14 protein-coding genes are annotated in these 15272 nt (G+C 71.3%); 3 read left to right on the top strand and 11 right to left on the bottom strand.

All coding sequences use genetic code 11. The features are described 5' to 3' along the window. Positions 1 to 53 precede the first annotated feature (53 nt). Both ACTWJ9_RS03930 and ACTWJ9_RS03925 read left to right on the top strand, forming a co-directional pair. The gene (locus ACTWJ9_RS03930; protein ID WP_443295202.1) at positions 54 to 1562 is read left to right on the top strand and encodes an AlkA N-terminal domain-containing protein; all 1509 of its coding nucleotides are present in this window, start codon (positions 54 to 56) and stop codon (positions 1560 to 1562) included. Between the two features lie 53 nt (positions 1563 to 1615). Next, positions 1616 to 2098 (top strand): methylated-DNA--[protein]-cysteine S-methyltransferase, encoded by a 483-nt coding sequence (locus ACTWJ9_RS03925; RefSeq protein ID WP_279332635.1) that lies wholly within the window; start codon positions 1616 to 1618, stop codon positions 2096 to 2098. Positions 2099 to 2111: 13 nt separating this feature from the next. On the opposite strand, the gene ACTWJ9_RS03920 is transcribed toward ACTWJ9_RS03925, so the two are convergent. The 3 genes from ACTWJ9_RS03920 to ACTWJ9_RS03910 all read right to left on the bottom strand — a co-directional run bounded on the left by ACTWJ9_RS03920 (position 2112) and on the right by ACTWJ9_RS03910 (position 4699). Continuing rightward, entirely contained in the window at positions 2112 to 2837 is a 726-nt protein-coding gene (locus tag ACTWJ9_RS03920; RefSeq protein ID WP_387035592.1) for an SIR2 family NAD-dependent protein deacylase, read from the bottom strand. Positions 2838 to 2910: 73 nt separating this feature from the next. Then, entirely contained in the window at positions 2911 to 3414 is a 504-nt protein-coding gene (locus tag ACTWJ9_RS03915) for an NUDIX domain-containing protein (RefSeq protein ID WP_387035594.1), read from the bottom strand. 211 nt (positions 3415 to 3625) lie between these two features. Next, on the bottom strand, positions 3626 to 4699 hold the full coding sequence (locus tag ACTWJ9_RS03910) for an ADP-ribosylglycohydrolase family protein (RefSeq protein WP_388705132.1): 1074 nt from the start codon (positions 4697 to 4699) through the stop codon (positions 3626 to 3628). Positions 4700 to 4897: 198 nt separating this feature from the next. Between ACTWJ9_RS03910 and ACTWJ9_RS03905 the strand changes: the two genes are divergently transcribed. Then, a complete protein-coding gene (locus tag ACTWJ9_RS03905) occupies positions 4898 to 6079 on the top strand; it encodes a glycerate kinase (protein WP_387035596.1) in 1182 nt (393 codons plus the stop codon). Positions 6080 to 6149: 70 nt separating this feature from the next. Here ACTWJ9_RS03905 and pssA read toward each other — a convergent pair whose 3' ends face one another. The 8 genes from pssA to ACTWJ9_RS03865 form a co-directional block, all read right to left on the bottom strand. After that, positions 6150 to 6965 (bottom strand): CDP-diacylglycerol--serine O-phosphatidyltransferase, encoded by an 816-nt coding sequence (gene pssA, locus ACTWJ9_RS03900; RefSeq protein ID WP_388705297.1) that lies wholly within the window; start codon positions 6963 to 6965, stop codon positions 6150 to 6152. Positions 6966 to 6987: 22 nt separating this feature from the next. After that, a complete protein-coding gene (locus ACTWJ9_RS03895; RefSeq protein WP_279332630.1) occupies positions 6988 to 7644 on the bottom strand; it encodes a phosphatidylserine decarboxylase in 657 nt (218 codons plus the stop codon). A gap of 170 nt (positions 7645 to 7814) precedes the next feature. Then, on the bottom strand, positions 7815 to 9056 hold the full coding sequence (locus tag ACTWJ9_RS03890; RefSeq protein WP_279332629.1) for an acyl-CoA dehydrogenase family protein: 1242 nt from the start codon (positions 9054 to 9056) through the stop codon (positions 7815 to 7817). A 3-nt stretch (positions 9057 to 9059) separates the two neighbouring features. Beyond that, the gene (locus ACTWJ9_RS03885; protein ID WP_279332628.1) at positions 9060 to 9572 is read right to left on the bottom strand and encodes a MaoC family dehydratase; all 513 of its coding nucleotides are present in this window, start codon (positions 9570 to 9572) and stop codon (positions 9060 to 9062) included. Positions 9573 to 9577: 5 nt separating this feature from the next. Further along, a complete protein-coding gene (locus tag ACTWJ9_RS03880) occupies positions 9578 to 10540 on the bottom strand; it encodes an HpcH/HpaI aldolase/citrate lyase family protein (protein ID WP_279332627.1) in 963 nt (320 codons plus the stop codon). After that, entirely contained in the window at positions 10537 to 12588 is a 2052-nt protein-coding gene (locus tag ACTWJ9_RS03875; RefSeq protein ID WP_279332626.1) for a protein meaA, read from the bottom strand. Before ACTWJ9_RS03875 ends, ACTWJ9_RS03880 begins: the two co-directional genes overlap by 4 nt. Positions 12589 to 12598: 10 nt before the next feature. Continuing rightward, positions 12599 to 13942 (bottom strand): crotonyl-CoA carboxylase/reductase, encoded by a 1344-nt coding sequence (gene ccrA, locus ACTWJ9_RS03870; RefSeq protein WP_279332625.1) that lies wholly within the window; start codon positions 13940 to 13942, stop codon positions 12599 to 12601. 461 nt (positions 13943 to 14403) lie between these two features. Continuing rightward, the gene (locus tag ACTWJ9_RS03865) at positions 14404 to 15216 is read right to left on the bottom strand and encodes a TetR family transcriptional regulator (protein ID WP_279337861.1); all 813 of its coding nucleotides are present in this window, start codon (positions 15214 to 15216) and stop codon (positions 14404 to 14406) included. Positions 15217 to 15272 lie beyond the last annotated feature (56 nt).

The raw sequence follows: 15272 nt of genomic DNA, 5'->3' as shown, positions 1-15272 counted from the left end.
TTCATGACGGATTCCTGCGAGACCCCGCCCGCTCCGTCCCCGATGCTGGACCCATGCAGAAGGGGATGCACACCGACACCGAACGCTGCGTGCGGGCCGTCCGGTCCAAGGACGCGCGGTTCGACGGCTGGTTCTTCACCGCCGTCCTGACCACCGGCATCTACTGCCGGCCCAGCTGTCCGGCGGTACCGCCCAAGCCCGAGAACATGGTCTTCCAGCCGAGCGCGGCGGCCTGCCAGCAGGCGGGATTCCGGGCCTGCAAGCGGTGCCGCCCCGACACCAGCCCCGGATCCCCGGAGTGGAACCAGCGCGCCGACGCAGTGGCCCGCGCCATGCGGCTGATCGCCGACGGGACCGTGGACCGGGAGGGCGTGCCCGGCCTCGCCGCCCGGCTCGGCTACAGCACCCGGCAGGTGGAACGCCAACTGCTCGCCGAACTGGGCGCCGGCCCCCTCGCCCTCGCCCGGGCCCAGCGCGCCCAGACCGCGCGGCTGCTCATCGAGACGACGGCCCTGCCGATGACGGAGATCGCCTTCGCCGCCGGGTTCTCCTCCGTCCGCTCCTTCAACGACACGGTGCGCGAGGTCTTCGCCCTCGCCCCGAGCGACCTGCGTGCCCGTGCGCCGCGGCGCACTCCCGGCACCCCCACGAGCGCCCCCGGCGGCACTCCCGGCGCGCTGTCCCTGCGCCTGCCGTTCCGCGCCCCGCTCAACCCCGACAACCTCTTCGGCCACCTCGCCGCGACCGCCGTACCCGGCGTGGAGGAGTGGCGGGACGGCGCCTACCGGCGCACGCTGCGGCTGCCGTACGGGCACGGCGTCGTGGCCCTGGCCCCGCGGCCCGACCACATCGCCTGCCGCCTCACCCTCACCGACCCGCGCGACCTCACCGTCGCCATCAGCCGCTGCCGCCGGCTGCTCGACCTGGACGCCGACCCGGTGGCCGTCGACGACCGGCTGCGCACCGACCCGGTGCTCGCACCGCTGGTCGACAAGGCGCCCGGCCGCCGGGTCCCGCGTACGGTCGACGAGGCGGAGTTCGCCCTCCGGGCCGTGCTCGGCCAGCAGGTCTCCACGGCCGCCGCCCGCACCCACGCGGCCCGGCTGGTCGTCGCGCACGGCGAGCCGGTGGACGACCCGGACCCCGAAGGCGGCCTCACCCACCTCTTCCCGCCGCCCGAGGCACTGGCCGACCTGGATCCCGAGACCCTGGCCATGCCCCGCACCCGCCGCACCACCTTCACCACCCTGGTCCGCCGACTCGCCGACGGCGACCTCCGGCTGGGCGTCGGGAGCGACTGGCCCGAGACCCGCGAGAAACTCCTCGCCCTGCCCGGCTTCGGCCCCTGGACGGCCGACGTCATCGCCCTGCGCGCCCTGGGCGACCCCGACGCCTTCCTCCCCACCGACCTCGGCATCCGCCGCGCCGCCCGCGAACTCGGCCTGCCGTCCACCCCGGCCGCGCTCACCGCACGCGCGGCGGCCTGGCGGCCCTGGCGGGCGTACGCGGTCCAGTACCTGTGGGCGACGGACGACCACCCGATCAACTTCCTGCCGGCCTGAGGAAACCCTGAAGAAACTCCGAGGAAACCCTGAGCAACAGAGAGTCACCGCCGATGAAACAGCACACTGTGATCGACAGCCCCTACGGCCCCCTGACGCTCGTCGCCGAGGACGGCGTCCTGTGCGGCCTCTACATGACCGACCAGCGCCACCGCCCCCGGGAGGAGACCTTCGGAGACCGAGACGACACCGTCTGCCCCGCGGCGAAGGAACAGCTGAAGGCCTACTTCGCGGGCGAGTCGAAGGAGTTCACCCTCGAACTGCGCCTGCACGGCACCCCGTTCCAGCGCCGCGTCTGGGAGCAGCTGACACGCATCCCGTACGGCGAGACCCGTTCCTACGGACAGCTCGCCGATGCCCTCGGCAACCCCCAGGCCTCCCGCGCGGTCGGCCTCGCCAACGGCCGCAACCCGATCGGCATCATCGTCCCCTGTCACCGCGTCATCGGTGCGAGCGGAGGCCTCACCGGCTACGGCGGAGGCCTGGCGCGCAAGCAGCGTCTGCTGGACTTCGAGCGGGGGACGGCCCTGTTCTGAGCGGCGATCCGGGCTAGGCCGCGATCCGGCCGAGCAGCGCGGGCAGGGCCGTGCCGATCGGCTCCCGGATGATCTCGTCGGCGCGGTCGTCGTAGGGCGTCGGCTCGGCGTTGACGATGACGAGCCGGGCGCCGTGGTCGGCGGCGACGCCCGCGAGGCCGGCGGCGGGATGGACCTGGAGGCTGGTGCCGACGGCGATGAAGACGGTGCAGGCCTTGCTGATCGCGAGTGCGTCGCCGAGCACCACGGGGTCGAGCCGCTCGCCGAACATCACCGTCGCCGACTTGAGGATCCCGCCGCACACCAGGCACGGCGGGTCCTCCTCGCCGGCCTCGACCCGGGCGAGCGCGTCCTCCATGGGGCTTCGGGCATGGCAGTGAGTGCACACCACACCGCGTACCGTGCCGTGCAGCTCGAGCACCTTGCGGGCCGGCATGCCGGCGAGCTGGTGCAGCCCGTCCACGTTCTGCGTGATCACCCGCACCGGCACCCCGGACCGCTCCAGCTCGGCCACGGCCCGGTGCGCGGCGTTCGGCTCGGCCGCGAGCGCGCGGTTCTTGCGCCGCATCCGCCAGGACCGGCGGCGGATGTCCGGGTCGCCCATGTAGTACGCGTACGTCACGAGCTTCTCGGCCTCCGGATCCCGCCGCCACAGCCCGTTCGGGCCTCGGTAGTCGGGGATCCCGGAGTCGGTGCTGACGCCGGCACCGCTGAGAAGGGCGACGAGGGGCTTGCTCATGCAGCCGAGGGTAGGGGCCGCCGTCCGTCACGGCGAGCGGATATCGGCGGGCGGGGCGACGGGCGGGCACAGGTCAGTTCATCCGGTGCCCGTTCTCCAGCTCCGCCGTGCCCGAGCCGTCGGCGAGGACGTCCAGGGCGGCCGCTACCCGGCGCCCCAGGGCACCCTGGAGATACTCGGCCAGTTCCTCGCGCGGCACGAGCCGCCAGGAGAGCAGCTCCTCCTCCTGCAACCGGATCGCCGCGAGGTCGTCCGCGTCGAGCACCCCGCCGTCGTACAGGTACGCCGCCATCGGGGGCTGTCCGGGCCACTGCACCCAGTCCACCGCGAGCAGCCGCCCGAGCGGCCGGTCGAGCCCGATCTCCTCGGCCGTCTCGCGCCGCGCGCCCTGCCGGGGGGTCTCCCCGTCGTCCGACTCGATCGTGCCGCCGGGCAGTGTCCACCCCTCCCGGTAGTTCGGCTCGACGAGCAGCACCCGGCCCTCACCGTCCCGGAAGAGGGCGGCCGCGCCGGCGAAGATCCGGGGGAGCGAGGCGAGGTAGGCGGCGAAGTCCTGAGCGTCCTGCGTGGTGGTCATACCGGCAGGGTAATGGCGCCGGGGGACGCCACCGTGGCGACGGAGCGGCCCGACCCGGGCGCACGGCAGCACACCCCGGTCCCGGCACCGGCACCGGACGGCGCACGCGCCGGGGCGCACGAGCCGCACGAGCCGCATGGGACACGGGAGCCGCACGAGACACGGGAGCCGCCGGCCGCACCGCCCGTGTCCCGCTCTTTCGGAGCCGGGATCAGGCCGCCGTCCGGGCCAGCCGCAGGGTGCGCTCCGCCAGCTCGCTGATACGCGCCCCGTCGAAGCCGAGGACCGCGCTGCGCACCGTGTCCCGGAGCGGGTCCTTCCACTGCTCCGGGACGGCCGGCGCACCGCACCGGACGCCGGCCACCGAGCCCGCCGTCGCCCCGTTGGAGTCGGTGTCCAGGCCGCCGCGGACGGTCAGGGCGATGGTGCGGGTGAAGTCGCCGTCGCCGTACAGCAGGCCGGCGGTGAGGACGGCGGCGTTCGGGACGGTGTGGATCCAGCCGAGGCCCGCCGTCTCCTCCTCGACGGTGGCGAGCGTCTCCTCCCAGGCCAGCCCGGTGTCGTGCAGGGCGCACACCCTGCGCACGGTGCGGGCCAGGCGGCAGCCCGCCGGGATCACCGCCAGCGCCTCGTCCACGGCGCGGCGCACCGTGGACGCCGTGAACGCCGCCGAGATCAGCGCCGCCGCCCACATCGCGCCGTAGACCCCGTTGCCGGTGTGCGACAGCACCGCGTCCCGGCGGGCCAGCGAGGCCGCGCGGCGCGGCGCGCCGGGGGACGTCCAGCCGTGGATGTCGGCGCGGATCAGGGCGCCGATCCACTCCTGGTACGGGTTGTCGTAGGTGGCCGTCAGCGGCGGCCTGCGGCCGTTCGCGAGGTTCCGGTACGCCGCGCGTTCCGCGGTGAACGTCTGCAGGTACGGCAGCCGCGACAGCCACAGGTCGCCCACCTGCTCGGTGCTGAAGCCGAAGCCGTGGGTCTCCAGCAGGTGCAGGCCGAGGATCGCGTAGTCGACGTCGTCGTCCCGGCAGCTGCCGTGGACGCGGCCGCGGACGCAGGACCGCCACTCGGGGCGCAGGTCACGGCGGTCGCCCTCGGTGAGCGGCCCGGGCAGGTAGTCGTCGAGGGGGAGGGCCGCCGCCCGGCGCAGGTAGCGGTCGATGCGCTCACGGGTCCACACCTCGCCCTGCTCGACCGGCTTGCCCAGCATGTTGCCCGCGATCCGGCCCAGCCAGCCCCCGAGGACGCGGTCGGCGAGCTCCGGTTCCGTCTCCACAGCGGTCATGGGTCCGGTGTACCCGATTCCGGCCCCGACTGCGCTTCCCGGCTGGGCTTCCCGGCTGGGCTTCCCGACCGTGCCCTCCCGGCCGGGTGCCCGCCGGTCCGGGGGGCGACGCCGCGGGTGCCCGCCGGTTAGGGTCGCAGGGGCGCGCGACCGGCCCCGACCCGTGTACGGGATTCGGAGAGCAAGGGGATTGCGAAAGTGGCGGACGCTGCAGTGAGCGGTACTCGATCGGCACAGCCGGCACAGCCAGCGCGGCGGGTGCTCGTCGCCGCGGACAAGTTCAAGGGGTCGCTGACGGCCGTGCAGGTCGCCGAGCGGGTGACGGCCGGGCTGCGCCGGGTGGTGCCCGGCCTCGAGGTCGAGGCGCTGCCCGTGGCCGACGGCGGTGACGGCACGGTGGCGGCGGCGATCGCGGCCGGCTTCGACCGGCGGGAGGTACGGGTCACCGGCCCCGTCGGCGACGAGGTGACGGCGGTGTTCGCGCTGCGCGGCGACACCGCCGTGGTGGAGATGGCGGAGGCCAGCGGGCTCCAGCGGCTTCCGGACGGCGTGCTCGCACCGCTGACGGCGTCCACGTACGGGTCCGGCGAGCTGCTGCGGGCCGCGCTGGACGCGGGCGCGCGCACCCTGGTGTTCGGGGTCGGCGGCAGCGCCACCACGGACGGCGGTGCCGGCATGCTGGCCGCGCTGGGCGCCCGCTTCCTGAAGGCCGGCGGTGAGCCGGTGGCGCCGGGCGGCGGCGGCCTCGCCGAGCTGGCCTCGGCCGATCTGTCGGGCCTGGACCCGCGTCTGGGGCGGGTCGGGTTCGTGCTCGCCAGCGACGTCGACAACCCGCTGACCGGGCCGAAGGGCGCCCCGGCGGTCTACGGGCCGCAGAAGGGTGCCTCGCCGCAGGACGTGGAGCGGCTGGACGCGGCGCTCGGGCACTTCGTGCGGGTGCTGGAGGAGTCGGCCGGGGTGAAGACCGCCGCGGAACTCGCCGGTTCGGCGGGCGCGGGCGCGGCCGGCGGCATCGGGTTCGGCGCGCTGCTCCTCGGGGCCGGGTTCCGGCCCGGTATCGAGGTGATGCTGGACGTCCTCGGTTTCGCGCCCGCGCTGGAGCGGGCCGACCTGGTGATCACCGGTGAGGGCTCGCTGGACGAGCAGACCCTGCACGGCAAGGCCCCGGCGGGGGTCGCCGCCGCGGCACGCGCCGCCGGCAAGGAGGTCGTCGCGGTGTGCGGGCGGCTCACCCTGCCGCCGGAGGTGCTGGGGCGGGCGGGGATCCGGCGGGCGTACGCGCTGACGGATCTCGAGCCGGACGTGGCGACGTGCATCGCGCAGGCGGGGCCGATCCTGGAACGGACCGCGGAGCGGATCGCCCGGGACTTCCTGAGCTGAGGCCGCCCGGCCGCGCCGAAAAGCGAAGGGCCCCGAACCGGGGAACGGTTCGGGGCCCTTCGCGGTGCCGTCACGACTGCGCGGCCCGCGCCTCGCGGCGGTTGCCACGGAAGTTGTTCACCCGGCGGGCCGTGGCGAACAACGGGATCACCGCGCCCATCACCACCTGCAGCGCGCACCCCGTCTGCAGCAGCAGCTGGCCGCTGGGGGCGTCGAAGGCCCAGGCCGTCAGCATCCCCATGCTCAGCACGATCCAGGTCAGCATCGCCACCGCGAGGGGGCCCCGCGGCTTCGGGTACTCGACCCGGCTCACCATCAGCCAGGCGGTGCCCAGGATCGCCAGTACCGTCGCCACGAACGGCAGCTCCAGCAGCACGATCGAGACGACGGTCAGCGCGCCGAACGGCGACGGCATGCCCTGGAAGGTGCCGTCCTTGACCGTGACGCAGGAGAACCTCGCCAGCCTCAGCACCACCGCCAGCAGCACCACGATCGCGCCGACCGCGGCCACTCTCTGGTGCGCGTCGTCCGCGACCATGCCGTACACCAGGACGAAGTACGCCGGTGCCAGACCGAAGCTGATCAGGTCCGAGAGGTTGTCCAGTTCCGCGCCCATCGGGGAGGAGCGCAGCTTCCGGGCCACCAGACCGTCGAACAGGTCGAAGACGGCCGCGCACAGCATCAGGATCACGGCGGTGGCCGCGCTGTGGCGGGCCATGCCGGACTCCTGGCTGCCCGTGAGGTGCGGGATCAGGATGCCGGTGGTGGTGAAGTACACGGCCATGAAGCCGCAGGTGGCGTTGCCGAGGGTGAGGGTGTCCGCTATCGACAGGCGGAGCGAGAGAGGCATCTCCTCCTCGTCGTCCTCCTCGTCGACGTCGGGCACCCAGCCGGCCTGTGTCTCAGGATCAATCACGGTCAATTCGAGTCACCCCTGCCACGGTCTTCTGCCCCACCTCGACGTCGATCTCGACGCCCTCGGGCAGGTAGAGATCCACCCGGGAGCCGAACCGGATGAGGCCGATCCGCTCGCCCTGCTCGACCTTGGTGCCCTCAGGGAGGTAGGGGACGATACGGCGGGCCACCGCGCCGGCGATCTGGATCATCTCGATGTCACCGAGCTCGGTGTCGAAGTGCCAGACCACGCGCTCGTTGTTCTCGCTCTCCTTGTTGAAGGCGGGAACGAAGCCACCGGGAACGTGCTCGACCGACGTCACCGTGCCGGCCAGCGGCGCCCGGTTGACGTGGACGTTGAGCGGGCTCATGAAGATCGCGACACGGGTCCGGCCGTCCTTCCACGGCATGATGCTCTGCACCACACCGTCGGCGGGCGAGATGACCCGGCCCCGGGCGATCTCGCGCTCGGGGTCGCGGAAGAACCACAGCATCCCCGCCGCGAGAGCGGTGGCGGGAACGGCTACGGCCTTGGCGGCACCCGAGCGGCGGGCACGGACCAGGCTGACGGCTGCGGTGGCGACGGTCGGCAGAAGCCACGGCGACGCTCCGCGCGCGAGGCGTACACCGGCGAGGCTGTCGCGAGATGCAGAGGTTTTGCTGTGGGGCATGGATGACCTTCGTAGCGGATAGTGCCGCGCACTGACGGGGGACGGCGGCTTTCCGGCGATCGTAGCGGCTCCGGGTGACAACTGGGTAAGCCAGGCAGTCGAGTCGAAGGCCGGGGGGTGCTGACGGGGCGTGATCCACTATTCCGAGAAAACGCCCCGTATCCGGACATTCAGCCCTGGAACCGGTACTCTTCGAGCAGTCTGCGACCGATGATCATCTTCTGGATCTCGGCGGTGCCCTCTCCGATCAGCAGCATCGGGGCCTCCCGGTAGAGGCGCTCGATCTCGTACTCCTTGGAGAAGCCGTACCCGCCGTGGATCCGGAAGGCGTCCTCGACGACCTCCTTGCAGTACTCGGACGCGAGGTACTTGGCCATCCCCGCTTCCAGGTCGTTTCGTTCGCCGGAGTCCTTTTTGCGTGCGGCGTTCACCATCATCGCATGCGCGGCCTCCACCTTGGTGGCCATCTCCGCGAGCTTGAACTGAATGGCCTGATGGTGGGCGATCTGCTTGCCGAAAGTGTGACGCTGCTGGGCGTACCGGACACCGAGTTCGAAGGCACGCTGGGCGACGCCGCAGCCACGCGCCGCCACATTGACGCGGCCGACCTCCACGCCGTCCATCATTTGGTAAAAACCGCGGCCGGTGACCCCGCCGAGCACCCGGTCCGCCGGAATCCGCAGGCCGTCCATGATGAGCTCGGTGGTGTCGACCCCCTTGTAGCCCATCTTGTCGATCTTGCCGGGGATGGTGAGACCGGGGCGGACCTCGCCGAAGCCGGGCTCCTTCTCCACCAGGAAGGTCGTCATCGACTTGTGGGGCGCCGTTCCCTCGGGGTGTCCTTCGTCACTGCGGACCAGAACGGCCACCAGGGACGACGTACCGCCGTTGGTCAGCCACATCTTCTGGCCGTTCAGGACGTACGCTCCCCCACTCTCGGCTCCGCTCGAGCGGGAGGGGCCCCCATCGTCCTTGACCGCCTTCGAGGTGATCGCCGACACGTCCGAGCCCAGGGCCGGCTCCGACATGGAGAAGGCGCCGCGGATGTCGCCGGCCGCCATGCGGGGCAGGAAGTGGTCCTTCTGCTCCTGCGTGCCGTGCTGCTTGAGCATGTACGCCACGATGAAGTGCGTGTTGATGATGCCGGACACCGACATCCAGCCGCGGGCGATCTCCTCCACGCACAGCGCGTAGGTGAGCAGCGACTCGCCCAGACCCCCGTACTCCTCGGGAATCATCAGGCCGAACAGGCCGAGTTCCTTCAGGCCGTCGACGATCTGCTGCGGGTACTCGTCGCGGTGCTCCAGCTCGGTGGCGACCGGGATGATCTCCTTGTCCACGAAGTCGCGGACGGTGGAGAGGATCTCCTGCTGAACGTCGGTCAGACCGGCGGTCTGGGCGAGACGGGCCATGGCCTACTTCTCCTGCTGCTTGAGTTCCGGGCGGCCCGGCTGCTCGCCGCCGCGCTCCTTGATGTACGTCTCGGTCGGCACCATCACCTTGCGGCGGAAGACGCAGACGAGGGTGCCGTCCTGCTTGTAGCCCTTGGTCTCGACGTGGACGATGCCGCGGTCGTTCTTCGACTTCGACGGCCACTTGTCGAGCACGGTCGTCTCGCCGTAGAGCGTGTCGCCGTGGAAGGTCGGCGCCACGTGCCGGAGCGACTCGATCTCCAGGTTGGCGATCGCCTTGCCGGAGACGTCCGGGACGGACATGCCGAGCAGCAGCGAGTAGATGTAGTTGCCGACCACCACGTTCTTGCCGAAGTCCGTCGTCTTCTCGGCGTAGTTGGCGTCCATGTGGAGCGGGTGGTGGTTCATGGTGAGCAGGCAGAACAGGTGGTCGTCGTACTCGGTGACCGTCTTGCCCGGCCAGTGCTTGTACACCGCGCCGACCTGGAACTCCTCGTAGGTGCGTCCGAACTGCATGGCCGTCACGCCTCCGGGATCTCGAACGTGCTGGTGCGCTGCATGCCGGCCGCGCGTCCCTTGCCGGAGATGACCAGAGCCATCTTGCGGCTGGCCTCGTCGATCATCTCGTCGCCGAGCATCGCGGAGCCCTTCTTGCCGCCCGCCTCGGAGGTGCAGTAGTCGTACGCGTCCAGGATCAGCTCGGCGTGGTCGTAGTCCTCCTGGGAGGGCGAGAAGATCTCGTTCGAGGCCTCGACCTGCCCCGGGTGCAGCACCCACTTGCCGTCGAAGCCGAGGGCGGCGGCGCGCTGCGCGACCTCGCGGTAGCCGTCCACGTTGCGGATCTGCAGGTAGGGGCCGTCGATCGCCTGCAGGTTGTTGGCGCGGGCGGCCATCAGGATCTTCATCAGGATGTAGTGGTAGGCGTCCGCCGGGTAGCCGGGCGGCTGCTCGCCCACGACCAGCGACTTCATGTTGATGGACGCCATGAAGTCGGCCGGGCCGAAGATGATCGTCTCGACGCGCGGGGAGGCCTGCGCGATCTCGTTGACGTTGTTCAGGCCCTGCGCGTTCTCGATCTGCGCCTCGATGCCGATCTTGCCGACCTCGAAGCCCATCGTCTTCTCGATCTGGGTGAGGAGCAGGTCGAGCGCGACGATCTGCTGGGCGTCCTGGACCTTCGGCAGCATGATGCAGTCGAGGTTCTGGCCGGCGCCCTCGACGACCGTCACGACGTCCCGGTACGTCCACTCGGTGGTCCAGTCGTTGACGCGCACGACGCGGGTCTTGCCGGTCCAGTCGCCCTCGTTGAGGAACTTGACGATGGTGTGCCGCGCCTCGGGCTTGGCCAGCGGCGCGCAGGCGTCCTCCAGGTCCAGGAAGACCTGGTCGGCGGGGAGGCCCTGGGCCTTCTCCAGGAAGCGCGGGTTCGAGCCGGGTACGGCCAGGCAGGAGCGCCGGGGGCGGAGCCGGTTGACGGTCGTCATGCGGGGACCTCCAGGGGGTCGAGCTTGTTCGCGTTCCGGATCTCGTCGACGATCCGGCCGATGATGCCGGTGATGTCGAAGTCCTTCGGGGTGAAGACCGCGGCGACTCCCGCGGCCCGCAGTTCTTCGGCGTCACCGTTCGGGATGATGCCACCGGCGATCACCGGTATATCTGTGGCACCGGCCACATGGAGGCGTTCCAGCACGTCCGGGACGAGCTGGGCGTGCGAGCCGGACAGGATGGACAGGCCCACCGCGTGCACGTCCTCGGCGAGGGCGGCGTCCACGATCTGCTCCGGGGTGAGCCGGATGCCCTGGTAGACCACCTCGAACCCGGCGTCGCGGGCCCGCACGGCGATCTGCTCGGCGCCGTTGGAGTGGCCGTCCAGGCCGGGCTTGCCGACCAGGAACCGCAGCTTGCCGACGCCCAGGTCCCTGGCCGTCAGGTCCACCTTGCGGCGCACCTCGGACAGGGCCGAGCCCTCCTCGGCGGCGACCGCGACCGGCGCCGACGAGACGCCGGTCGGCGCGCGGAACTCGCCGAACACCTCGCGCAGGGCCCCGGCCCACTCGCCGGTCGTGGCGCCGGCCCGGGCGCACTCCAGGGTGGCCTCCATGAGGTTCTCGGTGCCGCGCGCGGCCTCCTTCAGCCTCTCCAGCGCCTTGCAGGGGCGCGGGTGGTTGAAAGGCGGCTGGTAGCGGGTGTCGCGCCAGTTCCGCAGCGCGGCGACGACGCGCGCCTCCACCGCCGGGTCGACGGTCTGGATCGCGGTGTCCAGGTCGGCGGTCAGCGGGTTCGGCTCGGTGCCCTCGAAGGCGTTGACGCCGATGATCTTCTCCTGGCCCGACTCGATCCGGGCCCGGCGCTCGGCGTGCGAGGCGACCAGCTGCGACTTCAGGTAGCCGGACTCGACGGCGGCCATCGCGCCGCCCATCTCCTGGATGCGCTCGATCTCCGCGAACGACGACTCGACCAGCTCGTCGACCTTCGCCTCGATCACCTTCGAGCCCTCGAAGATGTCCTCGTACTCCAGCAGGTCGCTCTCGTGCGCCAGCACCTGCTGGATGCGCAGCGACCACTGCTGGTCCCAGGGCCGGGGCAGGCCCAGCGCCTCGTTCCAGGCCGGCAGCTGCACGGCACGCGCGCGGGCGTCCTTGGAGAGGGTGACCGCCAGCATCTCCAGCACGATCCGCTGGACGTTGTTCTCCGGCTGCGCCTCGGTCAGGCCCAGGGAGTTGACCTGGACGCCGTAGCGGAAGCGGCGGTGCTTGGGGTTCTCGATGCCGTACCGCTCACGGGTGATGCGGTCCCAGATCCGGCCGAAGGCGCGCATCTTGCACATCTCCTCGACGAAGCGGACGCCCGCGTTCACGAAGAAGGAGATGCGGCCGACGACGTCGCCCATGCGCTCCTGCGGCACCTGGCCGCTGTCGCGCACCGCGTCCAGCACGGCGATCGCGGTGGACATCGCGTACGCGATCTCCTGCACCGGCGTGGCGCCCGCCTCCTGCAGGTGGTAGCTGCAGATGTTGATCGGGTTCCACTTGGGCATGTGGGAGACCGTGTACGCGATCATGTCCGTCGTCAGACGGAGCGAGGGCCCCGGCGGGAAGACGTGCGTCCCCCGGGACAGGTACTCCTTGACGATGTCGTTCTGGGTCGTGCCCTGGAGCTTGGTGACGTCCGCGCCCTGCTCCTCCGCGACGACCTGGTAGAGCGCCAGCAGCCACATGGCCGTGGCGTTGATCGTCATCGAGGTGTTCATCTGCTCCAGGGGGATGTCCTGGAACAGCCGGCGCATGTCACCGAGGTGCGCGACCGGCACGCCGACCCGGCCGACCTCGCCGCGGGCGAGGACGTGGTCGGAGTCGTACCCGGTCTGGGTCGGCAGGTCGAAGGCGACCGACAGGCCCGTCTGCCCCTTGGCGAGGTTGCGCCGGTACAGCTCGTTGGACGCCTCGGCCGTGGAGTGACCGGCGTACGTGCGCATGAGCCACGGCCGGTCCCGTTCCCTTCGCGCCTGCGGCGCGTTCTGACGCTCTGTCATCCGACGGCCCTCAGATGTTCCGGAAGCGGTTGATGGCGTCGACGTGCCGCGCGCGCATCTCCTCGTCGCGCACGCCCAGCCCCTCCTCGGGGGCCAGGCACAGCACGCCGACCTTGCCCTGGTGCATGTTGCGGTGCACGTCGTACGCGGCCTGGCCGGTGTCCTCGAGGGAGTACACCTTGGAGAGCGTCGGGTGGATCCTGCCCTTGGCGATGAGGCGGTTGGCCTCCCAGGCCTCGCGGTAGTTGGCGAAGTGGGAGCCGATGATCCTCTTCAGGGACATCCACAGGTAGCGGTTGTCGTACTGGTGGTCGTAGCCGGAGGTCGAGGCGCAGGTGACGATGGTGCCGCCCTTGCGCGTGACGTACACCGAGGCGCCGAAGGTCTCGCGGCCCGGGTGCTCGAAGACGATGTCCACGTCCTCGCCGCCGGTGAGTTCGCGGATGCGCTTGCCGAGGCGCTTCCACTCGCGCGGGTTCTGGGTGTGCTCGTCCGACCAGAACCTGTAGTCCTCGGCGCTGCGGTCGATGATCAGTTCGGCGCCCATCCTCCGGCAGATCTCGGCCTTCTGCTCGCTGGAGACGACGCAGATCGGGGTGGCGCCGCCGGCCAGCGCGAACTGGGTGGCGTACGAGCCCAGGCCGCCGCTGGCGCCCCAGATCAGCACGTTGTCGCCCTGCTTCATCTGGGCGCCGTTGCGGGAGACCAGCTGGCGGTAGGCGGTGGAGTTGACCAGGCCCGGGGCGGCGGCCTCCTCCCAGCTGAGGTGGCCCGGCTTGGGCATCAGCTGGTTGGACTTGACCAGGGCGATCTCGGCGAGGCCGCCGAAGTTGGTCTCGAAGCCCCAGATGCGCTGCTCGGGGTCGAGCATCGTGTCGTTGTGCCCGTCGGAGGACTCCAGCTCGACGGAGAGGCAGTGCGCGACGACCTCGTCGCCGGGCCGCCAGGCGTTGACGCCGGGGCCGGTGCGCAGGACGACGCCCGCGAGGTCGGAGCCGATGACGTGGTACGGCAGGTCGTGGCGCCGGGTGAGCTCGCTGACCTTGCCGTAGCGCTCCAGGAAGCCGAACGTCGACATCGGCTCGAAGATCGAGGTCCACACCGAGTTGTAGTTGACCGAGGAGGCCATGACGGCCACCAGGGCTTCGCCCGGGCCGAGTTCGGGCACGGGCACGTCGTCGAGGTGGATCGACTTGCGGGGGTCCTTGTCGCGGGTGGCGAGGCCGGAGAACATCTCCGTCTCGTCCTTGTGCACGGTGATCGCACGGTACGACTCGGGCAGCGGCAGGGCGGCGAAGTCCTCCGACGTGGAGTCGGGCGACTGGATCGCGGCCAGGATGTCCTTGACGGTCACGGTGTTGCCTCCGGCGGTGAGCGGCCCTGATGAGGGAGGGGCGCTGAGGGTTACGTCGGTGCTGCTGAGGGGTGGAGGGGATGCCGTCGGTTCGGCGGGGGTGGTGCTTCGGCAGCGCTTTGTGGCGCGGGAGGTGCCTGTGACGCAGGCATCCGGGCGGGCAGGCCTGGGAGAGGCTTGCTGGGACAGCCGGCGCACGAATGGTCGCTGCGCGCCGGCCGCCCGGACTCCTTCAACGTATGGCACGGCGTGACAGGGCGCAAGGCACTGGGTGCCAGTAATCGGTCTCAGATGAAATCTTTACGTGACAAATGAGCGATGATCGATCGAATGGTGTGCGGAGAGGGCGTCAAAAGGGGCTCTGACATGGCAAAACGGCCACCCCGTGGGGGTGGCCGTCGTCACAGCGGTGAGAGGTGCTCAGTGGGCGCCGGGTGCCCCTCGGCGTTCTCCCGGCTCTCTCAGCGCTCCTTCAGGGCCTGCTCGATGGTCCGCATCACCTCGTCGAGCGGGGCGTCGGTGCGGGCGACCGTCACCAGCACCTCGCCCCGGTCGGACACCGACGCGGCGGGCGGCTTCGGCGGCGCGGCGCGGCGGCCCGCCATGATCCCGCTCCCGAAGGTCCTGCGGACGATCGAGAAGGCGTGGTCGAGCTCCGCCTCCACATCGCCCTGGCCGTCCGCCCTGAGCCAGCGCCGGAGCACATGGTTGTGCGCGGTGACCACGGCGGACGCCGCGACCTCCGCCAGCAGCGGCTCGTCGCCGGTGTCCTCGTCGTTCGCGTGCTCGTCGAAGTGGCCGAGCAGATAACGGGTGAAGAGACGCTCGTAACGGGCCACCGAGGCGATCTCCGCCTCGCGCAGCGTGGGCACCTCGCGCGTCAACCGGTAGCGGGCGACGGAGATCTCCGGCCGCGCCGCGTACATCCGCATGACCTCCTTGATGCCGCGGCACACCGTGTCGAGCGGATGCTCGTGCGCCGGCGCGGCGTTGAGCACCGCCTCGGCGCGCACCAGGGTGTCGTCGTGATCCGGGAAGATCGCCTCTTCCTTGGAGCGGAAGTGCCGGAAGAAGGTGCGGCGGGCGACCCCGGCCGCGGCCGCGATCTCGTCGACGGTGGTGGCCTCGTACCCCTTGGTCGCGAACAGCTCCATCGCGGCGGCCGCCAGTTCCCGGCGCATCTTGAGCCGCTGGGCGGCTGCGCGACTGCCTGCGGAACGCTCCGGCGGCTCGGTCGTGGCTGGTGTACGGGCGGACTTGGCGGGCTGGGACATGCCCCGAACGTACTGCATGGGCGCGGCCCGGCGCGCGGGACCTGCGGCTTCCCCGC

Source organism: Streptomyces sp. GDS52, assembly GCF_052246875.1.
GTDB lineage: Bacteria > Actinomycetota > Actinomycetes > Streptomycetales > Streptomycetaceae > Streptomyces > Streptomyces cathayae.
The sequence above is the reverse complement of the archived record's forward strand: the minus strand, read 5'-3'. Positions and strand labels throughout refer to the sequence as shown.

What these genes read in the sequence shown, in the direction of transcription:
- ACTWJ9_RS03915 (WP_387035594.1), bottom strand. Translation starts at nt 3,414, where the DNA reads ATGACCACCACGCAGGACGCTCAGGACTTCGCCGCCTACCTCGCCTCG.
- ACTWJ9_RS03920 (WP_387035592.1), bottom strand. Translation starts at nt 2,837, where the DNA reads ATGAGCAAGCCCCTCGTCGCCCTTCTCAGCGGTGCCGGCGTCAGCACC.
- ACTWJ9_RS03880 (WP_279332627.1), bottom strand. Translation starts at nt 10,540, where the DNA reads ATGACGACCGTCAACCGGCTCCGCCCCCGGCGCTCCTGCCTGGCCGTA.
- ACTWJ9_RS03890 (WP_279332629.1), bottom strand. Translation starts at nt 9,056, where the DNA reads ATGGCCCGTCTCGCCCAGACCGCCGGTCTGACCGACGTTCAGCAGGAG.
- ACTWJ9_RS03885 (WP_279332628.1), bottom strand. Translation starts at nt 9,572, where the DNA reads ATGCAGTTCGGACGCACCTACGAGGAGTTCCAGGTCGGCGCGGTGTAC.
- ACTWJ9_RS03930 (WP_443295202.1), top strand. Translation starts at nt 54, where the DNA reads ATGCAGAAGGGGATGCACACCGACACCGAACGCTGCGTGCGGGCCGTC.
- ACTWJ9_RS03925 (WP_279332635.1), top strand. Translation starts at nt 1,616, where the DNA reads ATGAAACAGCACACTGTGATCGACAGCCCCTACGGCCCCCTGACGCTC.
- ACTWJ9_RS03865 (WP_279337861.1), bottom strand. Translation starts at nt 15,216, where the DNA reads ATGTCCCAGCCCGCCAAGTCCGCCCGTACACCAGCCACGACCGAGCCG.
- ACTWJ9_RS03895 (WP_279332630.1), bottom strand. Translation starts at nt 7,644, where the DNA reads ATGCCCCACAGCAAAACCTCTGCATCTCGCGACAGCCTCGCCGGTGTA.
- ACTWJ9_RS03875 (WP_279332626.1), bottom strand. Translation starts at nt 12,588, where the DNA reads ATGACAGAGCGTCAGAACGCGCCGCAGGCGCGAAGGGAACGGGACCGG.
- ACTWJ9_RS03910 (WP_388705132.1), bottom strand. Translation starts at nt 4,699, where the DNA reads ATGACCGCTGTGGAGACGGAACCGGAGCTCGCCGACCGCGTCCTCGGG.